Consider the following 16,601-nt stretch of genomic DNA (forward strand, 5'->3'; position numbering starts at 1 on the left):
GAAAGAGAGGGAAGGAAGCCCTCTCTTTTTTAATTAATCCCGCAGATCAAATCCAATCACTTTCTTTGTATCCATATCAACAAAAGCAGTTACATTTCCAAGTACGTAAGAACGATCAGATGGAAATGAAACACGATAGACTTCTTTTCCAATATAAGAGGAATCTTTAACGGAAGATATTCCAGCTTTCAATGTTTCGGTTGTAATTGTAGCATTCTTCCAGCCATCACTTAGTTCTTCTTTCGTATGTTCAGATAATTGATCCCATACGGTTTTTCTTAATTCATCTTCAGGGGTACTTTTACATGAGCTTAATAGAAAACAGACAAGAACGAGGAACATGAAAGAAAGTATGCGACCTCTCATTTAACACCACCATTTCTTCTGCGGAAGTAAAACAATATCCACATTGAAGTTTCACTTTGTCACATACATTGTATAGTAGTCTTAATTTTCTGTATACAATAAATGGATGGGATTTATAAAAAGAATGGTACAATATAAGAATTATATAGAGGTAGGAGGACTGTTGAATGTATGTGACTGTAACAGATGCAGCATATAAAAAGATTATGGATACGATTCCAAATGAAGCGAAGTTTATAAAGTTATTTTATGATAATGAAGGATGCGGCTGTGTGATGAGCGGAATTATTGATTTAGTAGCTGTATCAGAGAAAGATGAACGTGATGTAGACATTGAATCTAATCGATTGAAGTATATTGCGGATCGCACAAAGCTTGTTTTTATGGATGATAAATTGACAGTTGATTTACATGAAGCAGGAGGACATTTTCAATTGAAAAGTCCAAGTCAATTTTATAACCCAAATATGAAACTTCATATTCGAGTATAACTTATGAAGAAGGAGCAAATTGGATGCTCCTTTTTCTTATGTAATTTTTCATGTAATGAAATGTACATATGATTGAATTTTCTGTATAATCTGTTATGCGGAGGGGATACATATGAGAAGATGGGGGATTGAATTATTACTTTTAAGTGTAGTTATAATTTGGGGTGTTAATTATACAATTGGAAAATATGGACTTGAGGAGTTTACAGCAATCGAGTTTACTGCACTCCGTATGATTACAGCAGCACCGCTATTATTATTACTTACATTTTATATTGAAAAGTCATTGCATATGGAATTAAGAGATATACCGAGGCTCATTGCAGTTAGTGTTGTGGGAATCGTGTTATATCAAACATTATTTATGGAAACCATCAAATATACATCTGCTACGAACGCTTCCTTGCTTATTTCTATTTCACCTATTTTTACAACGATGTTTGCTGTTTTTTTGAAACAAGAGAGGTTTTCTCAGCGAAAGCTAGTCGGTTCTATCGTAGCTTGCACCGGTGCTGCTCTTGTTTTATTAGCAGGGCATTCACTTGCTGGTTCTTTTTATGGAAATGGGATTGGACTTATTACATCGATATGCTGGGGGCTATATCCTGTATTAGCAGGACCGCTTATTAAGAAGTATTCAGCACTTCGTGTGACGGCATGGTCGGCAGTTGTTGGGGCGATTCCACTTGTTATACTGAGTGGTTGGCATATTTTTTCGTTACCATTTACAATTGAACAAGGAATGACGTGGTTTGCGTTATTGTATTCTATTTTCTTTGTAACGGTATTTGGTTTAGTTATGTGGTATATTGGAGTGCAAAAAATTGGTGCTTCACATACGATGGTATATATGTACATTACACCACTTGTTGCGGTTGTATTTGCCGCGATATGGGCGAAAGAATATATTTCGCTGCAACAAATGATTGGCGGTTGTATTATCTTTCTCGGTTTATGGTTTGTAAAGTCTGAAAAACTTGATGCACATCATATCGCATCAGAACATATATCAAAATAGGAAAGCAGATCATAGCTGATCTGCTTTCCTATTTTTTTATTTTGGGTAGAAACATTAGGAATAAAATGGCGGTAATAAGTGGGATTAAATTGAGAACTGGTATGCGAAACAGTGCAATGAGAATAACGCCAGGGAGAAGGACACCAAGGACAGCATAAAAGATACTATGTTTTGTTGTATACCAATATAATGAAAGTCCTATAAGTGCAGGGATAATGAGGTGGATGAGAGCCAGTAAAAAATAAATCATTAGAAGCCCCCTTTACTTGTGTACTGACTACATGCGTGTGAATTGAAAAACTGATGAAAACCTTTCTTTTTAAGTGGAAGAGAGGATCCGCTCATGGATAGAAGCGGTCAGGTCCCTATTTCGCCTCATGCCATATGAAAACAAAAGGAGCAAGTGAGAGAGGAATCCGCTTTTATTTCCGAAGCCGTAATTTGTATGTTGAAAAAACAAAGTGGATATATAAATTTCCTCTTGGTATAAATCTTTTTCTTTTCGTGTGGAAGAGAGGATCCGCTCATGCATAGGAGGGTCAGATTCTTTTTCGCCTCATGCCAAGTAAAAAAGCAAAAGGAGAAAACGAGTGGAGGTTTCTTTTTGTCTCCAAGCCCGTGGTTTATATGTTGAAAAATGAAAGCGAGCATATATACATCATATCCATATTTTTATAGATTGATATCACTTTTTTGTAAATCTATGAGAAATGTTTGAAAAAAAGTCATAAATTGCGCCCGTTCTCATATTAGAAATCTTGTATAATATTATTTCCGAAAAATATTTTAACAACATAAGCATAGTGTTTATTTTTGAATGTAACAGATAAAGTGAAACTTTAATCAGTGGGGAGGATTGATCCCCACTGATTATTAGTTGAACCAATCGGNNGCTTTTACGGGCAGTTGATTCCCTATCTAGCTTCTTTGTTTTTGCTGAATTTTGAGGTGGGAGACTTACTGCCCGCAAATAGCGGGGTGAAGTCTGATGATATGTAAATAAGATGATAAAGGAGAATTGCATGATTAGTATGTCATTAAGGTCATTTAAAATCCAAATGTATTATTTGCTAGGTGCGATGCTATTAGGGTGGGCGATGACACCTTTTTCTGCGCACTTTTTAGGTGTTGGGATTGGTTTACTTGTTAGTATGTATTGCGTTTGGATTTTAGGTAGACGTATTGAAAAGCTTGGAGATAGTATTGTAAAAAAGAGTAAAGCACCAACACTTGGTATGTTTAATCGTTTTGCAGCAGCAATACTAGGTGCAATTATTATGTATGAAATTGAACACCATATGGTGATGTGGGCGTTTGCAGTTGGAATTATGGGCGGTTATTTCTTGATCGTGATTAATTTAGGATACTATAGCATGAAAGACGCGAGGAAATAGATACGGAAAACGCTGAAAACCCTTTTCTTTTTGGGTGGAAGAGAGCGTCTGGCCATGGGTAGACGCGGTCAGGTCCCTATTTCGCCCCATGCCGTGTTTGAAAACAAAAGGAGCAAGTGAGAGGGAAATCCACTTTTATTTTCGAAGCCGTAATTTGTATGTTAGAAAATCAAGGTGGATATATAAAATTCTCCTGGTATAAAACTTTTTCTTTTAGTGTGGAAGAGAGCGCCCGGCGGTTTGTAGTTCAACTCGTGTTGTGTGAAATTCACATTAGAAGTAGCCCAAAAATAAAAGAAAGAAGCTTACGTTATCAACGTAAGCTTCTTTTTTATTGTAAGTATGTGTAACCTATAAAGCCGCATGGGTTTTGTCGGTGAGTACGCGACTTTTATCGGTTACATCATACTTATTCATATGAGTAAAGGGTATTCAAACAGTAAGGTTCAATTAAGCGATTGGACCGCCTAATTTGATAATGCTTTCAGAAACGTTCTCGAACTTTTTGAAGTTTTCTTTGAATTCATTTGCAAGTTCGATTGCTTTTGCTTTGTAAGCTGCTTTGTCAGCCCATGTTTGTTCAGGCATTAATACTTCGTCAGGTACACCTGGTACATGAAGTGGTACTTCAAGACCGAAGATGTCATGTTTCGCTGTTTCAGCGTTATCAAGCTCGCCATTTAATGCTGATTGTACCATTGCACGCGTGTAACCTAAGTTCATACGTTTTCCAACGCCGTATTCGCCGCCAGTCCAGCCAGTGTTTACTAAGAATACTTTCGCATCATGTTTCTCAATCTTTTCACCAAGCATTTCAGCATAGCGAGATGCATCAAGTGGTAAGAATGGAGAACCGAAGCAAGTTGAGAATGTTGCTTGCGGAGATGTTACGCCGCGCTCAGTTCCAGCTAATTTACTAGTGTAACCGCTTAAGAAATGGTACATAGCTTGCTCTTTATTTAATTTACTGATTGGAGGTAATACTCCAGATGCATCAGCAGTTAAGAAAATAATTGTATTTGGATGTCCTGCAACACTTGGCACTACAATATTATCAATTGCATGCATTGGGTATGCAGCACGTGTATTTTCTGTTAATGTAGTATCATTATAATCTGCAATACGTGTTTGATTATCAATTACAACGTTCTCAAGCACTGATCCAAATGTAATTGCATCAAAGATTTGTGGTTCTTTTTCACGAGACAAGTTAATACATTTTGCATAGCAACCGCCTTCAATATTGAATACGCCATTATCAGACCAGCCATGCTCATCATCACCGATTAATTTGCGGTGTGGATCAGCGGATAGTGTTGTTTTACCTGTTCCAGATAAACCGAAGAATAAAGCAACATCGCCTTCTTCACCTACGTTTGCCGAGCAGTGCATAGATAAAATATCTTGTTCTGGAAGTAAGAAGTTCATGATAGAGAAGATTGATTTTTTCATTTCTCCAGCGTATTCCGTACCACCGATTAATACGATGCGTTTTTCAAATGAAACCATGATAAATGCTTCAGAGTTTGTGCCGTCAATCTCTGGATCTGCTTTAAAGCTTGGTGCAGAAACAATTGTGAATTCAGATTCATGATTTACTAATTCTTCTTCAGTTGGACGAATAAATAATTGATGTACAAATAAATTGTGCCATGCATATTCGTTAATAACTTGTAATGGGAGACGATAGTTGTGATCAGCACCAGCGAATCCTTTAAATACGAATAATTCTTCTTTTTCCTTTAAGTATTCTAATACTTTTGTATATAATTTATTAAAATGTTCTTCAGAAATCGGTTGGTTTACAGATCCCCAAGCGATCTTATCAGCAACCGATGCTTCTTTCACAATGAATTTATCTTTAGGAGAACGTCCTGTATACTTTCCTGTAGAAGCAGAGACGGCACCAGTAGAAGTTAATTTCCCTTCATTTCTCATTAGTACTTTTTCCACTAGTTGTGGAACACTTAGTTGAACCTGTGCATTGCTTCCGTTCAGTAATTCGTGTAATCCAATTTGGACATTCACAGTACTCATATTTATATACCATCCTTTTCATTTTAATGAAATGTTTCTCGTAATCCCCATCAAGAGTATAACACAATCATATAAATAATGTATACTATTTATTTATTTTTGTTTGTGTGAATGTATTATTTTCCTATTAATATTTCGTTCGACAAATAATACGAAAAACTTGTAGGAATATGTGAATATTAATTGACAAATGAATATCATTTCTTTAGTATAGGTTGGGACGGATACTCTCTTATCCCGAGCTGGCGGAGGGACAGGCCCGATGAAGCCCGGCAACCTCACTTGTACTGGTAAAAACAAGTGAATAGGTGCTAAAACCTGTGCGAGGCGAAAGGTCTCGAACGATAAGAGCGAAGGGCAAAAAGCAGTATGCAAGTAGCAAATTAAACCTTTTCTCTATAAATAGGAAAGGTTTTTCTTTATGCTTGTGTGGGAGAATAAATGAATGTCGCAGTTTGTGGCAAATTAAGGATGAGTTCCGTACAATATATACAATTACTGTAGGGAGGTTTACCACATGACAAAACAACGTCATCTGTTCACATCTGAGTCTGTAACTGAAGGACATCCAGATAAAATTTGTGACCAAATTTCTGATTCAATTTTAGATGCGATCTTAGCAAAAGACGCAAACGCACGTGTAGCTTGTGAAACAACAGTAACAACTGGTTTAGTATTGGTAGCGGGGGAAATTACGACTTCTACTTATGTAGATATTCCAAAAATCGTTCGTGAAACAATCCAAGGCATTGGTTACACTCGTGCAAAATACGGATTCGATGCAGAAACTTGTGCAGTTTTAACATCTATCGATGAGCAATCTGCTGACATCGCTATGGGTGTTGACCAAGCGTTAGAAGCGCGTGAAGGTCAAATGACTGACGCTGAGATTGAGGCAATTGGTGCAGGAGACCAAGGTTTAATGTTTGGTTTTGCATGTAATGAAACAAAAGAATTAATGCCACTTCCAATCTCACTTGCTCACAAATTAGCTCGCCGTTTAACGGAAGTTCGTAAAGATGAAACATTAGAATATTTACGTCCAGACGGTAAAACGCAAGTTACAGTTGAGTATGATGAAAATGGTAAACCAGTACGCATCGATACAATTGTAATTTCAACGCAGCATCATCCAGAAGCTACGTGGGAACAAATCGATCGTGACTTAAAAGAGCATGTAATTAAAGCTGTAGTTCCAGCAGAATTAATGGACGAGGAAACAAAATTCTTCATTAACCCAACTGGCCGCTTCGTAATCGGTGGACCACAAGGGGATGCTGGTTTAACAGGACGTAAGATCATCGTTGATACTTACGGCGGATACGCTCGTCACGGCGGCGGTGCATTCTCTGGTAAAGATGCAACAAAAGTTGACCGTTCTGCAGCATATGCAGCTCGTTATGTTGCGAAAAACATCGTAGCAGCTGGCCTTGCTGACAAAGCAGAAGTACAACTTGCATACGCAATCGGTGTAGCACAACCAGTATCAATTTCAGTTGATACATTCGGCACTGGTAAAGTATCTGAAGAAGTACTAGTAGAACTAGTTCGTAGCAACTTCGATCTTCGCCCAGCTGGCATTATCAAAATGTTAGACTTACGTCGCCCAATTTACAAACAAACAGCAGCTTACGGACACTTCGGACGTACTGATGTAGACCTTACATGGGAACGTACAGACAAAGCAGCAGCTTTAAAAGAGCAAGCTGGTCTATAATATAAGAAGAAAAAGCTTTGCGCGAAGGCGCAAAGCTTTTTTATTTGTAATTTGGCTGTAGTAAGGCGAAAAGCTCAATATCATGCCATTTCCCATTTCGAAATACAGCTTCTTTACATGTACCTTCGTGTTGGAATCCAAGTTTTTTATAAAGGTGTATCGCCTTATCATGAAATGAAAATACACGTAAGGATACACGATGTAAGTTTAATTCTAAAAATGCATAGTCTAACAATACAGTTAGTGCCTCTTTTCCATAGCCTTGTCCCCAATACTCTTTCCGTCCGATATCAATAATACATTCTGCGTTTCGATTAGGTGGATCGATGTTAATTAAAGAAGTGAGGCCAATAGGGAGACTGCTATTCTTTTGTTCGATGATGTAGCTTTTAGAATTTGAAGAGTGAATAATTTGTCTACAAAATTGTTCAGTTTCCTGAAATGAATATGTATCAAGGTTAAGACTTGTAGTATTCATAACGTCCATGTCATTACGCCAGTGATAATAAGTTGGAATATCGTCTTCTGAAAACTTTCGTAACCGAACTCGACTAGATTCGAACAATTTGGTATACCCCCTTATTTCACCTCGTTATGTTGTTTCTCACACACTCCAGCACAGGAACTACAATACACTTCAGCTTCAAGTTCAATATATTTTTTCATATTTGTCATCCCGCTTGGAGGGAACGGCATATGAACCCATGCTTTTTCATATGTTTTTATTTCGTTACCGCATGACTTACAAAGTGTAGGTTTTTTACGGAACAATCGTCATTCTCCTTTCTTCTGACGCGCTTTTCCAGCATAAAATGCACTGCAAAGTAAGAAGAGTGTCCCAAATCCCCAACCACCGATTGCTGAGTATGGGACAACATCTTTTAAAGCCATACCAGCGCTAATAGAAGCGGCGAATAGAAGGATAAATACAGTTGTGAGTTTTTGATAATGTTCCATGAATACACCTTCCTTTTTATGGTTATATATACTTATATTGTATCACGATGTTTTAGTCATTCACTACATATATTACGTAAATGTGATGTACTTCATATTTGATAGAGCTTCTATCCGATATGATAAAATAATGAGTAGTTATAAAAAGGGGGAGAATAAAAATGAGCGTAACAGAACATAAAAAACAAGCGCCGAAAGAAGTGCGCTGTAAAATTATTACGGTCTCTGATACACGTACAGAAGAGACAGATAAGAGCGGGAAGTTATTAAAAGAATTATTAGTAGAAGCAGGACATACAGTAACGGCTTATGAAATTATAAAAGATGATAAAGAAGAGATTAGACAGGCTGTATTAAGTGGATATCATCAAGAAGATGTTGACGTTATCTTAACAAATGGTGGAACAGGTATTACGAAGCGTGATGTGACGATTGAAGCAGTTTCGGCATTGTTAGATAAGGAAATCATTGGATTTGGTGAACTGTTTCGCATGATTAGTTATTTAGAGGATATCGGAAGCGCTGCGATGTTAAGCCGAGCAATTGGCGGTACTATTGGAAGGAAGGTTGTCTTTTCAATGCCAGGTTCTAGCGGAGCGGTTCGCCTTGCGATGAATAAATTGATTTTACCTGAGCTTGGGCACATTACATTTGAGCTGCACCGCCAATGAAAATTGCAGGAATTGTATTAGCCGGCGGACAGTCTAGCCGTTTTGGAGAGCCAAAAGCATTGGCAACTTGGCGCGGGAAAACATTTATTGAGCATAGTATAGAGGCATTGAAAGAAGTTGTAACAGACATTGTTGTAATCAGTCATCCAGCGATTACGAATGATCTCTCGCATATATTGCATGTACCAGTTGTAGAAGATATTGCGCTATATAAAGGAAACGGTCCACTTGCTGGTTTGTTAACAGGCATGGAATTTGTAGATGCAGATTGGTATATCGTTGCACCGTGCGACACACCAAATGTTTCGAAAGAGTGGGCGATGACATGTATCGAACGAGTAGATGAAGCGTATGAAGCGTATGAAGCGATTGTTCCATTGGTGGAAGGGCGGAAACAGCCACTTTTAGCATTGTATCACTACCGAGCAAAAGAAAAGATAGAGCAGTTATTAAAAGAAGGTAAAAGAAGTATGCAGGGGCTATTATCTCAGTGTAATACTCAGTATGTGACGGCAGAAGAATTAGAGCTGCCGAAGGGGTTATTTCTTAATGTGAATACAAAAGAAGAATATAGCCAATTACAGAATAAAAAGTGAATGACTGAAAATATATGAAGAAATTGGATTCAAAGTATGATCTTCTACTGGAAAAAAAACAATGATGAAATCGAATCATATACATCTTTAGTTCTATATGATTAGGTTAGAATATATTTACAATTATAACATTTGATGGATGGTAGAATAGAGAGACCTGCTTTATACTAATAGTGTGCCACCCCCTCTAAGGGACAGCGCCAGCCGGTGATTGGCTAATGGGGACCTTCTCATTTTGCCAGTGCCGGTTTTTTATTAGATAATGATGAAAATAGATGTTTTGAGGGAGGGATCGTTTTGAAAAAGATAGATTTTACTTCTATGAGAGAACAAGTAGCTAGTTTTTATATTTATTCTATTTCTTTTCTCGGTTTAATTACTGTTATCATTTCCTTATTTTTAAGTGAAATGCCTTCTCATCTTATACTGCTTTTGTTGTTAATTATGTTTATGGGAATTACTGAGTATTTTCCTATCCGTATTTGGAGAGGGGGAATCACACTCAGTCTTACGCTTATTTATACAATGAATTGGCAGTTTGGAATACATATAACTGTTGTTTCTTGTATGTTTGCGATGTTATGTATCCATTTGCTCCGCCGCTTACCTATGCAAAGGACAGTATTTAATTGTGCGCAACTTGCTCTTAGTATCGTATTAGCAGAATGGCTTTCCAGTGAATGTTTCTCCCTTTTTATTTCTGGGATGAACCTCTCAGTTTTATATGAAAAATTCATAAGCTTGTTTTTATTCAGCACGTTTCTTTGCCTTTTTAACAGTTTGTTTTACGATCTTTTAATCATACTTCTTCCTCAGCCATATCCGCTAGAAGAATGGCGCAAAAAGAATATATTAGTACTCTTGAGTTTGAGTTTTTGTTTATTTTATTCTTCACTTATACATATTTTAGATTACCGATATCGCGGAGTGATGGATGAAATTATGGTTCTGTTCTTCTTTTTCCCGCTTGTGGCAATCTGTATCATTAGCTCTTTCGTTAGACAAATACGTGTGGAAAAAGAACGACTATATAAGCTTTTTTCCATTACGACGGAATTAAGTCATGGATTATCTGCCGGAAACTTACAGCAGATGAAACAATCATTGAAAGGATTCTTAGGAATACAGGCATATGTTTTATGGGCAAAAGATGAAGAGAGCTGGACACTTCTATTAAAGGATGGAAAAGTGCGTCATAATGTTTCTGATTATTCTGATCTGTATAAGGAGTTTGAAGCGATATCCGAAACTGTTGTTGTTACTGATTGGAAAACAGGTATGGCTCCGGGAGATGAAGTGTTTGAAAATACGATGCGCTCTCTCGTATATTTACCTCTTAAGGTAAATCATGAATTAGTTGGAATGTTTGTGGCAGGGAAAAGCAGAAGTGCGAGTTTTATTACTGAAGATGTACAGACTTTAGCTACGTTTGCCAATCAATTAGGCAGCTTGCTTAAAACGCGGACACTCGTCTCTGAACAGGAAAAAAGAACGATTTTAGAAGAAAGAAATCGAATTGCTCGTGAAATCCACGATGGAATCGCACAAGCATTGGCCGGAGTGATATTTCAGATGGAGTCAGCTCAGAAAAAGTATGCAGATCGACCAAAGGACATGCAGCAAGTGGTAGATACAAGCATAAAAAAATTACGGAAGAGTTTAAGTGAAGTTCGTTATTCTATTTATGCTTTAAAGCCATATCCAACACAAAGATTAGGACTAAAACAAGCAATTACAAATAAAGTTAAATCCTTAAAACAAGAATATGGCCTAGCCATTACATATCATGAAAGAGGTCGTTCTCGAAAACTTAGTTTTACGAAAGAACGAGTGATATTCGATACTTTGCAGGAGAGCTTGCAGAACATTATAAAGCATGCAAAGGCAGATGAAGTTGACATCTTACTAAGCTATCAACGGGAACATGTACTTTTGAAGGTAAAGGATAATGGAATTGGTTTTTCTCTTTTTGAATCTATGATTAAAGCAAAGCATGAGCCGCATTATGGTATATTACATATGAATGAACAAGCTGAGCAGCTAGGGGCTGTCCTTCAGATTGATAGTTCAGCGGGAAAAGGTACAGAAATCACATTGTTAATTCCAGATTCAGAGATGGGGGAGGGGTATCATGATTCGAATATTAGTAGTGGATGATCATACTGTTTTGCGTGATGGAATTCGAAGTATATTGGAACTCGAATCTGATATGCGAGTAGTTGGAGAAGCTGTTTCCGGGGATGAGGTAGTAAAGAAAGTGGAAGAGTGTAGGCCTGATTGTATCTTAATGGATATTAATTTACCAGGAAAAAACGGTATTGAGGCTACATCACTCGTGAAAGGTCAGTATCCGAACTGCCGTGTTCTCGTATTAACTATGTATGAACATGATGAATACTTGATGGCTGCTCTTCGGGCAGGTGCAGACGGTTATTTACTGAAGGATTCATCATCCGAGCAGGTAGTGGCGGCAATCAGAATGGTATTACAAGGAGATTCTGTGATTCATCCGCGTATGACTAAAAAGTTGATTACATATCATCAGCAAACGAAATCAGAATCAAATGAAAATGAATTAACAGAGCGTGAAAAAGAAATACTATTTGAATTGGTCAAAGGTCTTAGCAATAAGGAAATTGCTGAAGCTCTATATATTAGTGACAAGACAGTTAAAATCCACATTAATAAGATTTTCAGAAAACTAAATGTGAAAAGCCGTTCACAAGCAGTCATATATGCCGTTCGAAATCAGCTTGTTCCATTTTCTTAAATAAAATGATTTAAAAGAACTACTCTATGTTTTATTATTTTACTCAAAATAATAAGGCACGGGGTAGTTCTTTTGTACTATACGGTATAGAACTAATAACGATAAAAAATATTCCTTTTTGATAATTTTCGGAAAAGTAAAAATTTATTAAGATAAGGAAGTAGAATCGTAGTCTAATAGTTTCGTAAATGTATGTTATGCAATGGCTACAGATACAAATAAATTTAGATGGGGGAACTTGTATGAAGCGAGGGAAATTTGGGAGGGTTCTTACAGGAACGTTAGTGGCTGGTATGCTATTGTCACAGGGTGTTCCGTATAACGTATTGGCAGAAAGTCCGGCTGAACTGAAGCCAGTTGATAATGCGGAACAGGTGTTGACGAATCTGTCTGCAGAACAAAGAAAAGCGTTGGAACAGTTAGATGTAAGTCCTAATTTTACGATTTCACCTGATATTGATACAAATAGTCCTAAATTAGTTAACGTTATCGTGGAATTCAATCAAGCTCCAGCAAAAATTGAAGTGATGAAACAAGCGGCGAAAGGGAAGAAAATAGCTGCTACTACTGCGCAAGCAAAAGTAGATGAAGAACATAAAGTGTTTAAGCAACATGTCGAATCTTTAAAATCGAAGAAAGATGCCGGCACTTACGATACGAAAAAAGTGGAAATCACACGCGAATATAAGAATGCAATCAACGGTGTAGCGATGACTTTACCTGGTGTGGCTGTGCAGGAGTTGATCCAATCTGGAGTAGTAAACCGTGTCTTTAAAGATTACGAGGTAAAAGTGGAACCTCCAGTAGAAAAACAAAAAGAAACACAAAAAGAGATCCAGCCAAAAATGGCGGACAGTATTCCGCAAATTGGTGTGGACAAGCTTCACGCAGAAAACATTATGGGTAAAGGGATTAAAGTCGGCGTTCTTGATACAGGTGTGGACTATAATCATCCAGATTTAAAAGATGCTTATAAAGGCGGATATGATTTTGTAGATAACGATGCAGATCCGATGGAAACAACGTACGAGGATTGGATAAAAGCTGGTAAGCCGGAATATCCAGGCTTAGTGTACTATACAAACCATGGTACACATGTAGCAGGAACGATTGCAGCCCAAAAGAAAAACAATGCGGATTATGCGGTGAAAGGTGTAGCACCTGAAGTAGATTTATATTCTTATAGAGTATTAGGTCCCTGGGGCGGAGGAAATACAGCGGGAATCCTTGCGGGAATAGATAAAGCGATTGCAGATGGTATGGATGTCATCAACATGTCGCTTGGTGCGCAAACGAATGATCCGTTATATGCTACTTCTGTCGCGACAAATAACGCCATGCTTTCAGGGGTGGTGACAGTTGTTGCCGCAGGTAACGCTGGACCAAACGAAAAAACGCTCGGTTCCCCGGGAACGGCAGCTCTAGGTATTTCGGTTGGGGCGAGTGATGTTTCTATGTCCATTCCTACATTCACTGCAAGTGTAGCGAATGAAAAGTTTGAAAATATGCAGTTATTAGGTAAAGATTTTCCTGATAAGTTAGAAGAATTGCAAGGACAATCGTTACCGATTGTATTTGCGGGACTTGGTAAGCAAGCTGATTTTACAGGAAAAGATTTGAACGGGAAAATTGCGCTGATTCAGCGCGGGGAAATTACGTTTGATGAAAAAATTAAAAATGCTAAAAAAGCCGGGGCGAAAGCGGTTATCGTGTATAACAATACTGACGGGCAAATATCTGCTTACTTAGGCGAGGGTGTAGGTCTTATTCCATCTTTCCGTCTGTCAAAAGCAGATGGCGAACGGTTAAAGGCGCTAGGTGAAGTATCTTTCAAATTCGAAACGCTGAGCAATACAAAAACGGAAGGTGACCACTTAGCTGATTTCAGCTCCCGTGGGCCGGTAAACGGAAATTATGATATTAAGCCAGATGTAGTCGCTCCGGGTGTGTCTATTTTCTCTACTGCACCGGAATATATTAACGATCCGCAGGAAGGTACGAATTACGGCAATGCATATGTACGCTTGTCTGGTACTTCTATGGCGAGCCCTCACGTAGCGGGTACAGCGGCATTGATGTTGCAACAGCATCCAAATTATACTCCTTTCGATGTAAAAGCGGCTCTTATGAATACATCCGATGATTTGAATGGCCAGAATTCTGTATACGAAGTGGGCGCAGGTCGTATCGATGCGTATCAAGCTGTTCATACGGATACATCTATCAAAGTATTAGATAAAACACAAAATGTCGAGAACGGAAAAGTTGTCGAAATTGACGAACAAACAGGCTCCATCGTGTTCGGCAGACATGTTAAACAAGGTGATAAGCCAATTGAAGCAAGCAAAAAAGTAAATGTCCAAAACAACGGCAAGGAAGAAAAATTATTTAAAGTAGAAGTGGAGTATCATGGTGAGCGTACAGGCATTCAAGATGCAGTAAAGAACGGTATACAAGTTGAGGTGCCTGCATCTCTTACAGTAGCCAGCGGAAAATCACAGGAGCTGCAGCCGAAAATTACGATTCCTGCTAGCGCAGCGAAAGGCAGATACGAAGGATATATTCATGTAACGAATGCGAACAATCCGGCTGAAACATATCAAATCCCATTCGCTGTCATGGTGACGGAAAAAGGATTTGAATATGCGAAAACGAGCAGTCCATCCGTGACGAATACGACGCCTTTCTGGCAATATATGTACCCGTTTGTTCATGTCAACATGAAGTTGAATAGCCCGATGAAAACAATTGATGTAGTTGTTAAGGATAGTAAAACAGGAAAAGCTGTAGGTTTTGTAGGAACAGCGGACGCTAGCAGATTAATGATAGACAGAGAAACTTTTCTTATGAATGCATTTAGCGGTACTGTCTATCCATTTACAAATGATTCTTCCAAGCCGATTGGTGATCTTCCTATAAAGCTTCCGGCAGGCGATTATATACTGGAACTGATTGCACACGATGAGGAAGGGGGATCATATGTTGTAGACAATCCGCTTATTGTGGACAATACAGCACCAGAAGTGAACATGGACAAGAAACCAGGTGTGATTGAGATTAATGACTCCATGTTTACGGAAGAGGATGGACAAAAAGCAGTATGGCTGCATGGAACAGCTAAGGATGCAACAGTGGATCTATTAAAATCCAAAGGATTGAATATTGATCAATCTTCCAACACAATGGGTTACTCTGCAAACTCTGGATTCATAGATGGATACTTCCCAATCCAAGCGAATGGAGATGTAAAATTCGGAATTGAGGCAAGTGATATTGCAAAAGGACCTTTAAATTTGGTTTTGACTACGTTTGATAAGGCAACGGCAATGGAAAAACAAAACTATTTCTTTGTAAAAGAAGGTACGGAATATACGACTTCTAGTTACGATAAGAAAGATGTGAAAATTAACGATACAGTTACGATGACACTCAGCCTCAATAATGTAAAGCAGCTTGTATCCGGAGAATTCCAAGTCGAATTTATGAATGATCTGTTCAAGTTTGAGAACGTGAAACTGAACAATGCGGTAAATCAGTATGCGAAGGAAAAGGGCTTGGAGGTATCGCTGGAAGAATCTGTCGTGATAGAAGGAACTCACACTAATACAGTGAAAGTCGGTGCATCTATGAAAGGGAATGCATTCAACGGTCTGGACGGAGATATGCCTTTCCTTGATGTCACATTCAAAGTAGTAAGTGATGCATATTTCGATAATGTTATCAGATTTGATGTCAAGCAGGGGTCTTATATGAAAGCGGGGCAAACAGCAGCCACTGCAATTCCCTTTTACAACACGCAAAATTTTAACCTTATTCTAACGAATTCGAGTGTACAAGGTTCTATCGGGCCGCAAGCATTTTTGACTGGGCCTGAGAACTCTCAGTATTTGAAAAAGGGAGTAGATTATTCAAAAATCGGTGCCCAAGTATATGTGATGTCCCCAAAAGGTAAAAAATATAAGGGAACAATTGATAGTAAAGGTTACTATAAAATTAATGGTATCCCAGCTTCTACTGAAGCACACACAGTTGTTATTGAGGTTCCGGGACATCTCAAAGCGATGAAGAAATTCATTCCTGGTTATTCTGTAAACGGCGAGATGCGCGGGCAATATGTTCGATTAGGTGTTAAAAATCTTGCAGGAGACGTGAATGGTGATAGATTAATTGATATTCGCGATATGCAAAGTGTAGTCGATGTATACGGTAAGAAGGATGCATCTATTGTGCCGCAAGACATCAATCAAGACGGTGTCGTGGACGAGACAGATGTCCGCTTCATTGAGAAAAACTTCTTGCAAAAAGAAGTCGGTGTCCCAGAAGCGGTTAAGCCGAAGGGAAAAATCGGTAAAAAAGGATTAGCAGACTTCCTGCGTCAGATCGGTTTAGAGCCGAAATCAAAGTAATACAGTGAAACTTCTATTAGTGGGGGATTTTCTTCATCCCCCACTAGTGATTGCTCACTTAATCTAATGATAGATTTTATCTACTATATTTTTACAAAAAGTAAGATCAATAGCTTTAAAGATTACTTCTTTTGTTTGATTTTCAGAATGGCATCTTAGTTTACTAGTTTCACGGATT

The 16,601-nt window shown here is 38.2% G+C and carries 15 protein-coding genes and 1 riboswitch; of the genes, 9 read left to right on the top strand and 6 right to left on the bottom strand.

Going from position 1 to position 16,601, the window contains the following annotated elements; genetic code table 11:
- Positions 1–33: 33 nt before the first annotated feature.
- Positions 34–366: a hypothetical protein gene (locus CN373_RS13535; RefSeq protein ID WP_001214902.1), complete on the bottom strand. Its 333-nt coding sequence runs from the start codon at positions 364–366 to the stop codon at positions 34–36.
- A gap of 167 nt (positions 367–533) precedes the next feature.
- On the opposite strand from CN373_RS13535, the gene CN373_RS13540 reads away from it, so the two are divergent.
- On the top strand, positions 534–857 hold the full coding sequence (locus CN373_RS13540) for an iron-sulfur cluster biosynthesis family protein (RefSeq protein ID WP_098359517.1): 324 nt from the start codon (positions 534–536) through the stop codon (positions 855–857).
- Between the two features lie 112 nt (positions 858–969).
- Complete coding sequence (locus tag CN373_RS13545) at positions 970–1,875, top strand: DMT family transporter (protein ID WP_001255436.1); 906 nt, start codon at positions 970–972, stop codon at positions 1,873–1,875.
- Between the two features lie 28 nt (positions 1,876–1,903).
- On the opposite strand, the gene CN373_RS13550 is transcribed toward CN373_RS13545, so the two are convergent.
- Positions 1,904–2,125 (bottom strand): hypothetical protein, encoded by a 222-nt coding sequence (locus CN373_RS13550; RefSeq protein ID WP_000639040.1) that lies wholly within the window; start codon positions 2,123–2,125, stop codon positions 1,904–1,906.
- A gap of 772 nt (positions 2,126–2,897) precedes the next feature.
- Here CN373_RS13550 and CN373_RS13555 point away from each other — a divergent pair.
- Positions 2,898–3,269 carry an ATP synthase subunit I gene (locus CN373_RS13555; protein ID WP_000624919.1) on the top strand — a complete coding sequence of 124 codons (372 nt, stop codon included), beginning with the start codon at positions 2,898–2,900 and terminating at the stop codon, positions 3,267–3,269.
- A 450-nt stretch (positions 3,270–3,719) separates the two neighbouring features.
- Here CN373_RS13555 and pckA read toward each other — a convergent pair whose 3' ends face one another.
- Positions 3,720–5,306, bottom strand: coding sequence for a phosphoenolpyruvate carboxykinase (ATP) (pckA, locus tag CN373_RS13560; RefSeq protein ID WP_033664893.1), 1,587 nt, complete (start codon positions 5,304–5,306; stop codon positions 3,720–3,722).
- Positions 5,307–5,535: 229 nt separating this feature from the next.
- Positions 5,536–5,657: riboswitch (SAM riboswitch) on the top strand.
- Positions 5,658–5,823: 166 nt separating this feature from the next.
- On the opposite strand from pckA, the gene metK reads away from it, so the two are divergent.
- The gene (gene metK, locus CN373_RS13570; protein WP_000166357.1) at positions 5,824–7,023 is read left to right on the top strand and encodes a methionine adenosyltransferase; all 1,200 of its coding nucleotides are present in this window, start codon (positions 5,824–5,826) and stop codon (positions 7,021–7,023) included.
- Between the two features lie 40 nt (positions 7,024–7,063).
- On the opposite strand, the gene CN373_RS13575 is transcribed toward metK, so the two are convergent.
- The 3 genes from CN373_RS13575 to CN373_RS13585 are packed head-to-tail and all read right to left on the bottom strand — an operon-like array spanning position 7,064 to position 7,980.
- Positions 7,064–7,588, bottom strand: a complete 525-nt coding sequence (locus CN373_RS13575) for a GNAT family N-acetyltransferase (protein WP_098359518.1) — start codon at positions 7,586–7,588, stop codon at positions 7,064–7,066.
- Positions 7,589–7,602: 14 nt separating this feature from the next.
- Positions 7,603–7,794, bottom strand: coding sequence for a hypothetical protein (locus CN373_RS13580; RefSeq protein ID WP_098359519.1), 192 nt, complete (start codon positions 7,792–7,794; stop codon positions 7,603–7,605).
- A gap of 3 nt (positions 7,795–7,797) precedes the next feature.
- A complete protein-coding gene (locus tag CN373_RS13585; RefSeq protein ID WP_000401441.1) occupies positions 7,798–7,980 on the bottom strand; it encodes a hypothetical protein in 183 nt (60 codons plus the stop codon).
- Between the two features lie 161 nt (positions 7,981–8,141).
- Here CN373_RS13585 and CN373_RS13590 point away from each other — a divergent pair, with 161 nt between their 5' ends.
- From CN373_RS13590 to CN373_RS13610, 5 genes are all read left to right on the top strand, one after another.
- Positions 8,142–8,651 carry a MogA/MoaB family molybdenum cofactor biosynthesis protein gene (locus CN373_RS13590; RefSeq protein WP_098359520.1) on the top strand — a complete coding sequence of 170 codons (510 nt, stop codon included), beginning with the start codon at positions 8,142–8,144 and terminating at the stop codon, positions 8,649–8,651.
- Positions 8,648–9,247 carry a molybdenum cofactor guanylyltransferase gene (mobA, locus tag CN373_RS13595; protein WP_098359521.1) on the top strand — a complete coding sequence of 200 codons (600 nt, stop codon included), beginning with the start codon at positions 8,648–8,650 and terminating at the stop codon, positions 9,245–9,247. The genes CN373_RS13590 and mobA overlap by 4 nt, the downstream gene beginning before the upstream one ends.
- A gap of 297 nt (positions 9,248–9,544) precedes the next feature.
- The gene (locus tag CN373_RS13600; RefSeq protein WP_000717717.1) at positions 9,545–11,404 is read left to right on the top strand and encodes a GAF domain-containing sensor histidine kinase; all 1,860 of its coding nucleotides are present in this window, start codon (positions 9,545–9,547) and stop codon (positions 11,402–11,404) included.
- Complete coding sequence (locus tag CN373_RS13605) at positions 11,379–12,017, top strand: response regulator (RefSeq protein WP_000619336.1); 639 nt, start codon at positions 11,379–11,381, stop codon at positions 12,015–12,017. Before CN373_RS13600 ends, CN373_RS13605 begins: the two co-directional genes overlap by 26 nt.
- 242 nt (positions 12,018–12,259) lie before the next feature.
- On the top strand, positions 12,260–16,423 hold the full coding sequence (locus CN373_RS13610; RefSeq protein ID WP_098359522.1) for a S8 family serine peptidase: 4,164 nt from the start codon (positions 12,260–12,262) through the stop codon (positions 16,421–16,423).
- Positions 16,424–16,601 lie beyond the last annotated feature (178 nt).

Source organism: Bacillus cereus (assembly GCF_002561295.1).
Lineage (GTDB): Bacteria > Bacillota > Bacilli > Bacillales > Bacillaceae_G > Bacillus_A > Bacillus_A cereus_S.

Coding starts and splice junctions, on each gene's coding strand:
- CN373_RS13585 (WP_000401441.1), bottom strand. CDS start 7,980: ATGGAACATTATCAAAAACTCACAACTGTATTTATCCTTCTATTCGCC.
- CN373_RS13535 (WP_001214902.1), bottom strand. CDS start 366: ATGAGAGGTCGCATACTTTCTTTCATGTTCCTCGTTCTTGTCTGTTTT.
- CN373_RS13540 (WP_098359517.1), top strand. CDS start 534: ATGTATGTGACTGTAACAGATGCAGCATATAAAAAGATTATGGATACG.
- CN373_RS13555 (WP_000624919.1), top strand. CDS start 2,898: ATGATTAGTATGTCATTAAGGTCATTTAAAATCCAAATGTATTATTTG.
- pckA (WP_033664893.1), bottom strand. CDS start 5,306: ATGAGTACTGTGAATGTCCAAATTGGATTACACGAATTACTGAACGGA.
- CN373_RS13550 (WP_000639040.1), bottom strand. CDS start 2,125: ATGATTTATTTTTTACTGGCTCTCATCCACCTCATTATCCCTGCACTT.
- CN373_RS13610 (WP_098359522.1), top strand. CDS start 12,260: ATGAAGCGAGGGAAATTTGGGAGGGTTCTTACAGGAACGTTAGTGGCT.
- mobA (WP_098359521.1), top strand. CDS start 8,648: ATGAAAATTGCAGGAATTGTATTAGCCGGCGGACAGTCTAGCCGTTTT.
- CN373_RS13605 (WP_000619336.1), top strand. CDS start 11,379: ATGATTCGAATATTAGTAGTGGATGATCATACTGTTTTGCGTGATGGA.
- CN373_RS13590 (WP_098359520.1), top strand. CDS start 8,142: ATGAGCGTAACAGAACATAAAAAACAAGCGCCGAAAGAAGTGCGCTGT.
- metK (WP_000166357.1), top strand. CDS start 5,824: ATGACAAAACAACGTCATCTGTTCACATCTGAGTCTGTAACTGAAGGA.
- CN373_RS13545 (WP_001255436.1), top strand. CDS start 970: ATGAGAAGATGGGGGATTGAATTATTACTTTTAAGTGTAGTTATAATT.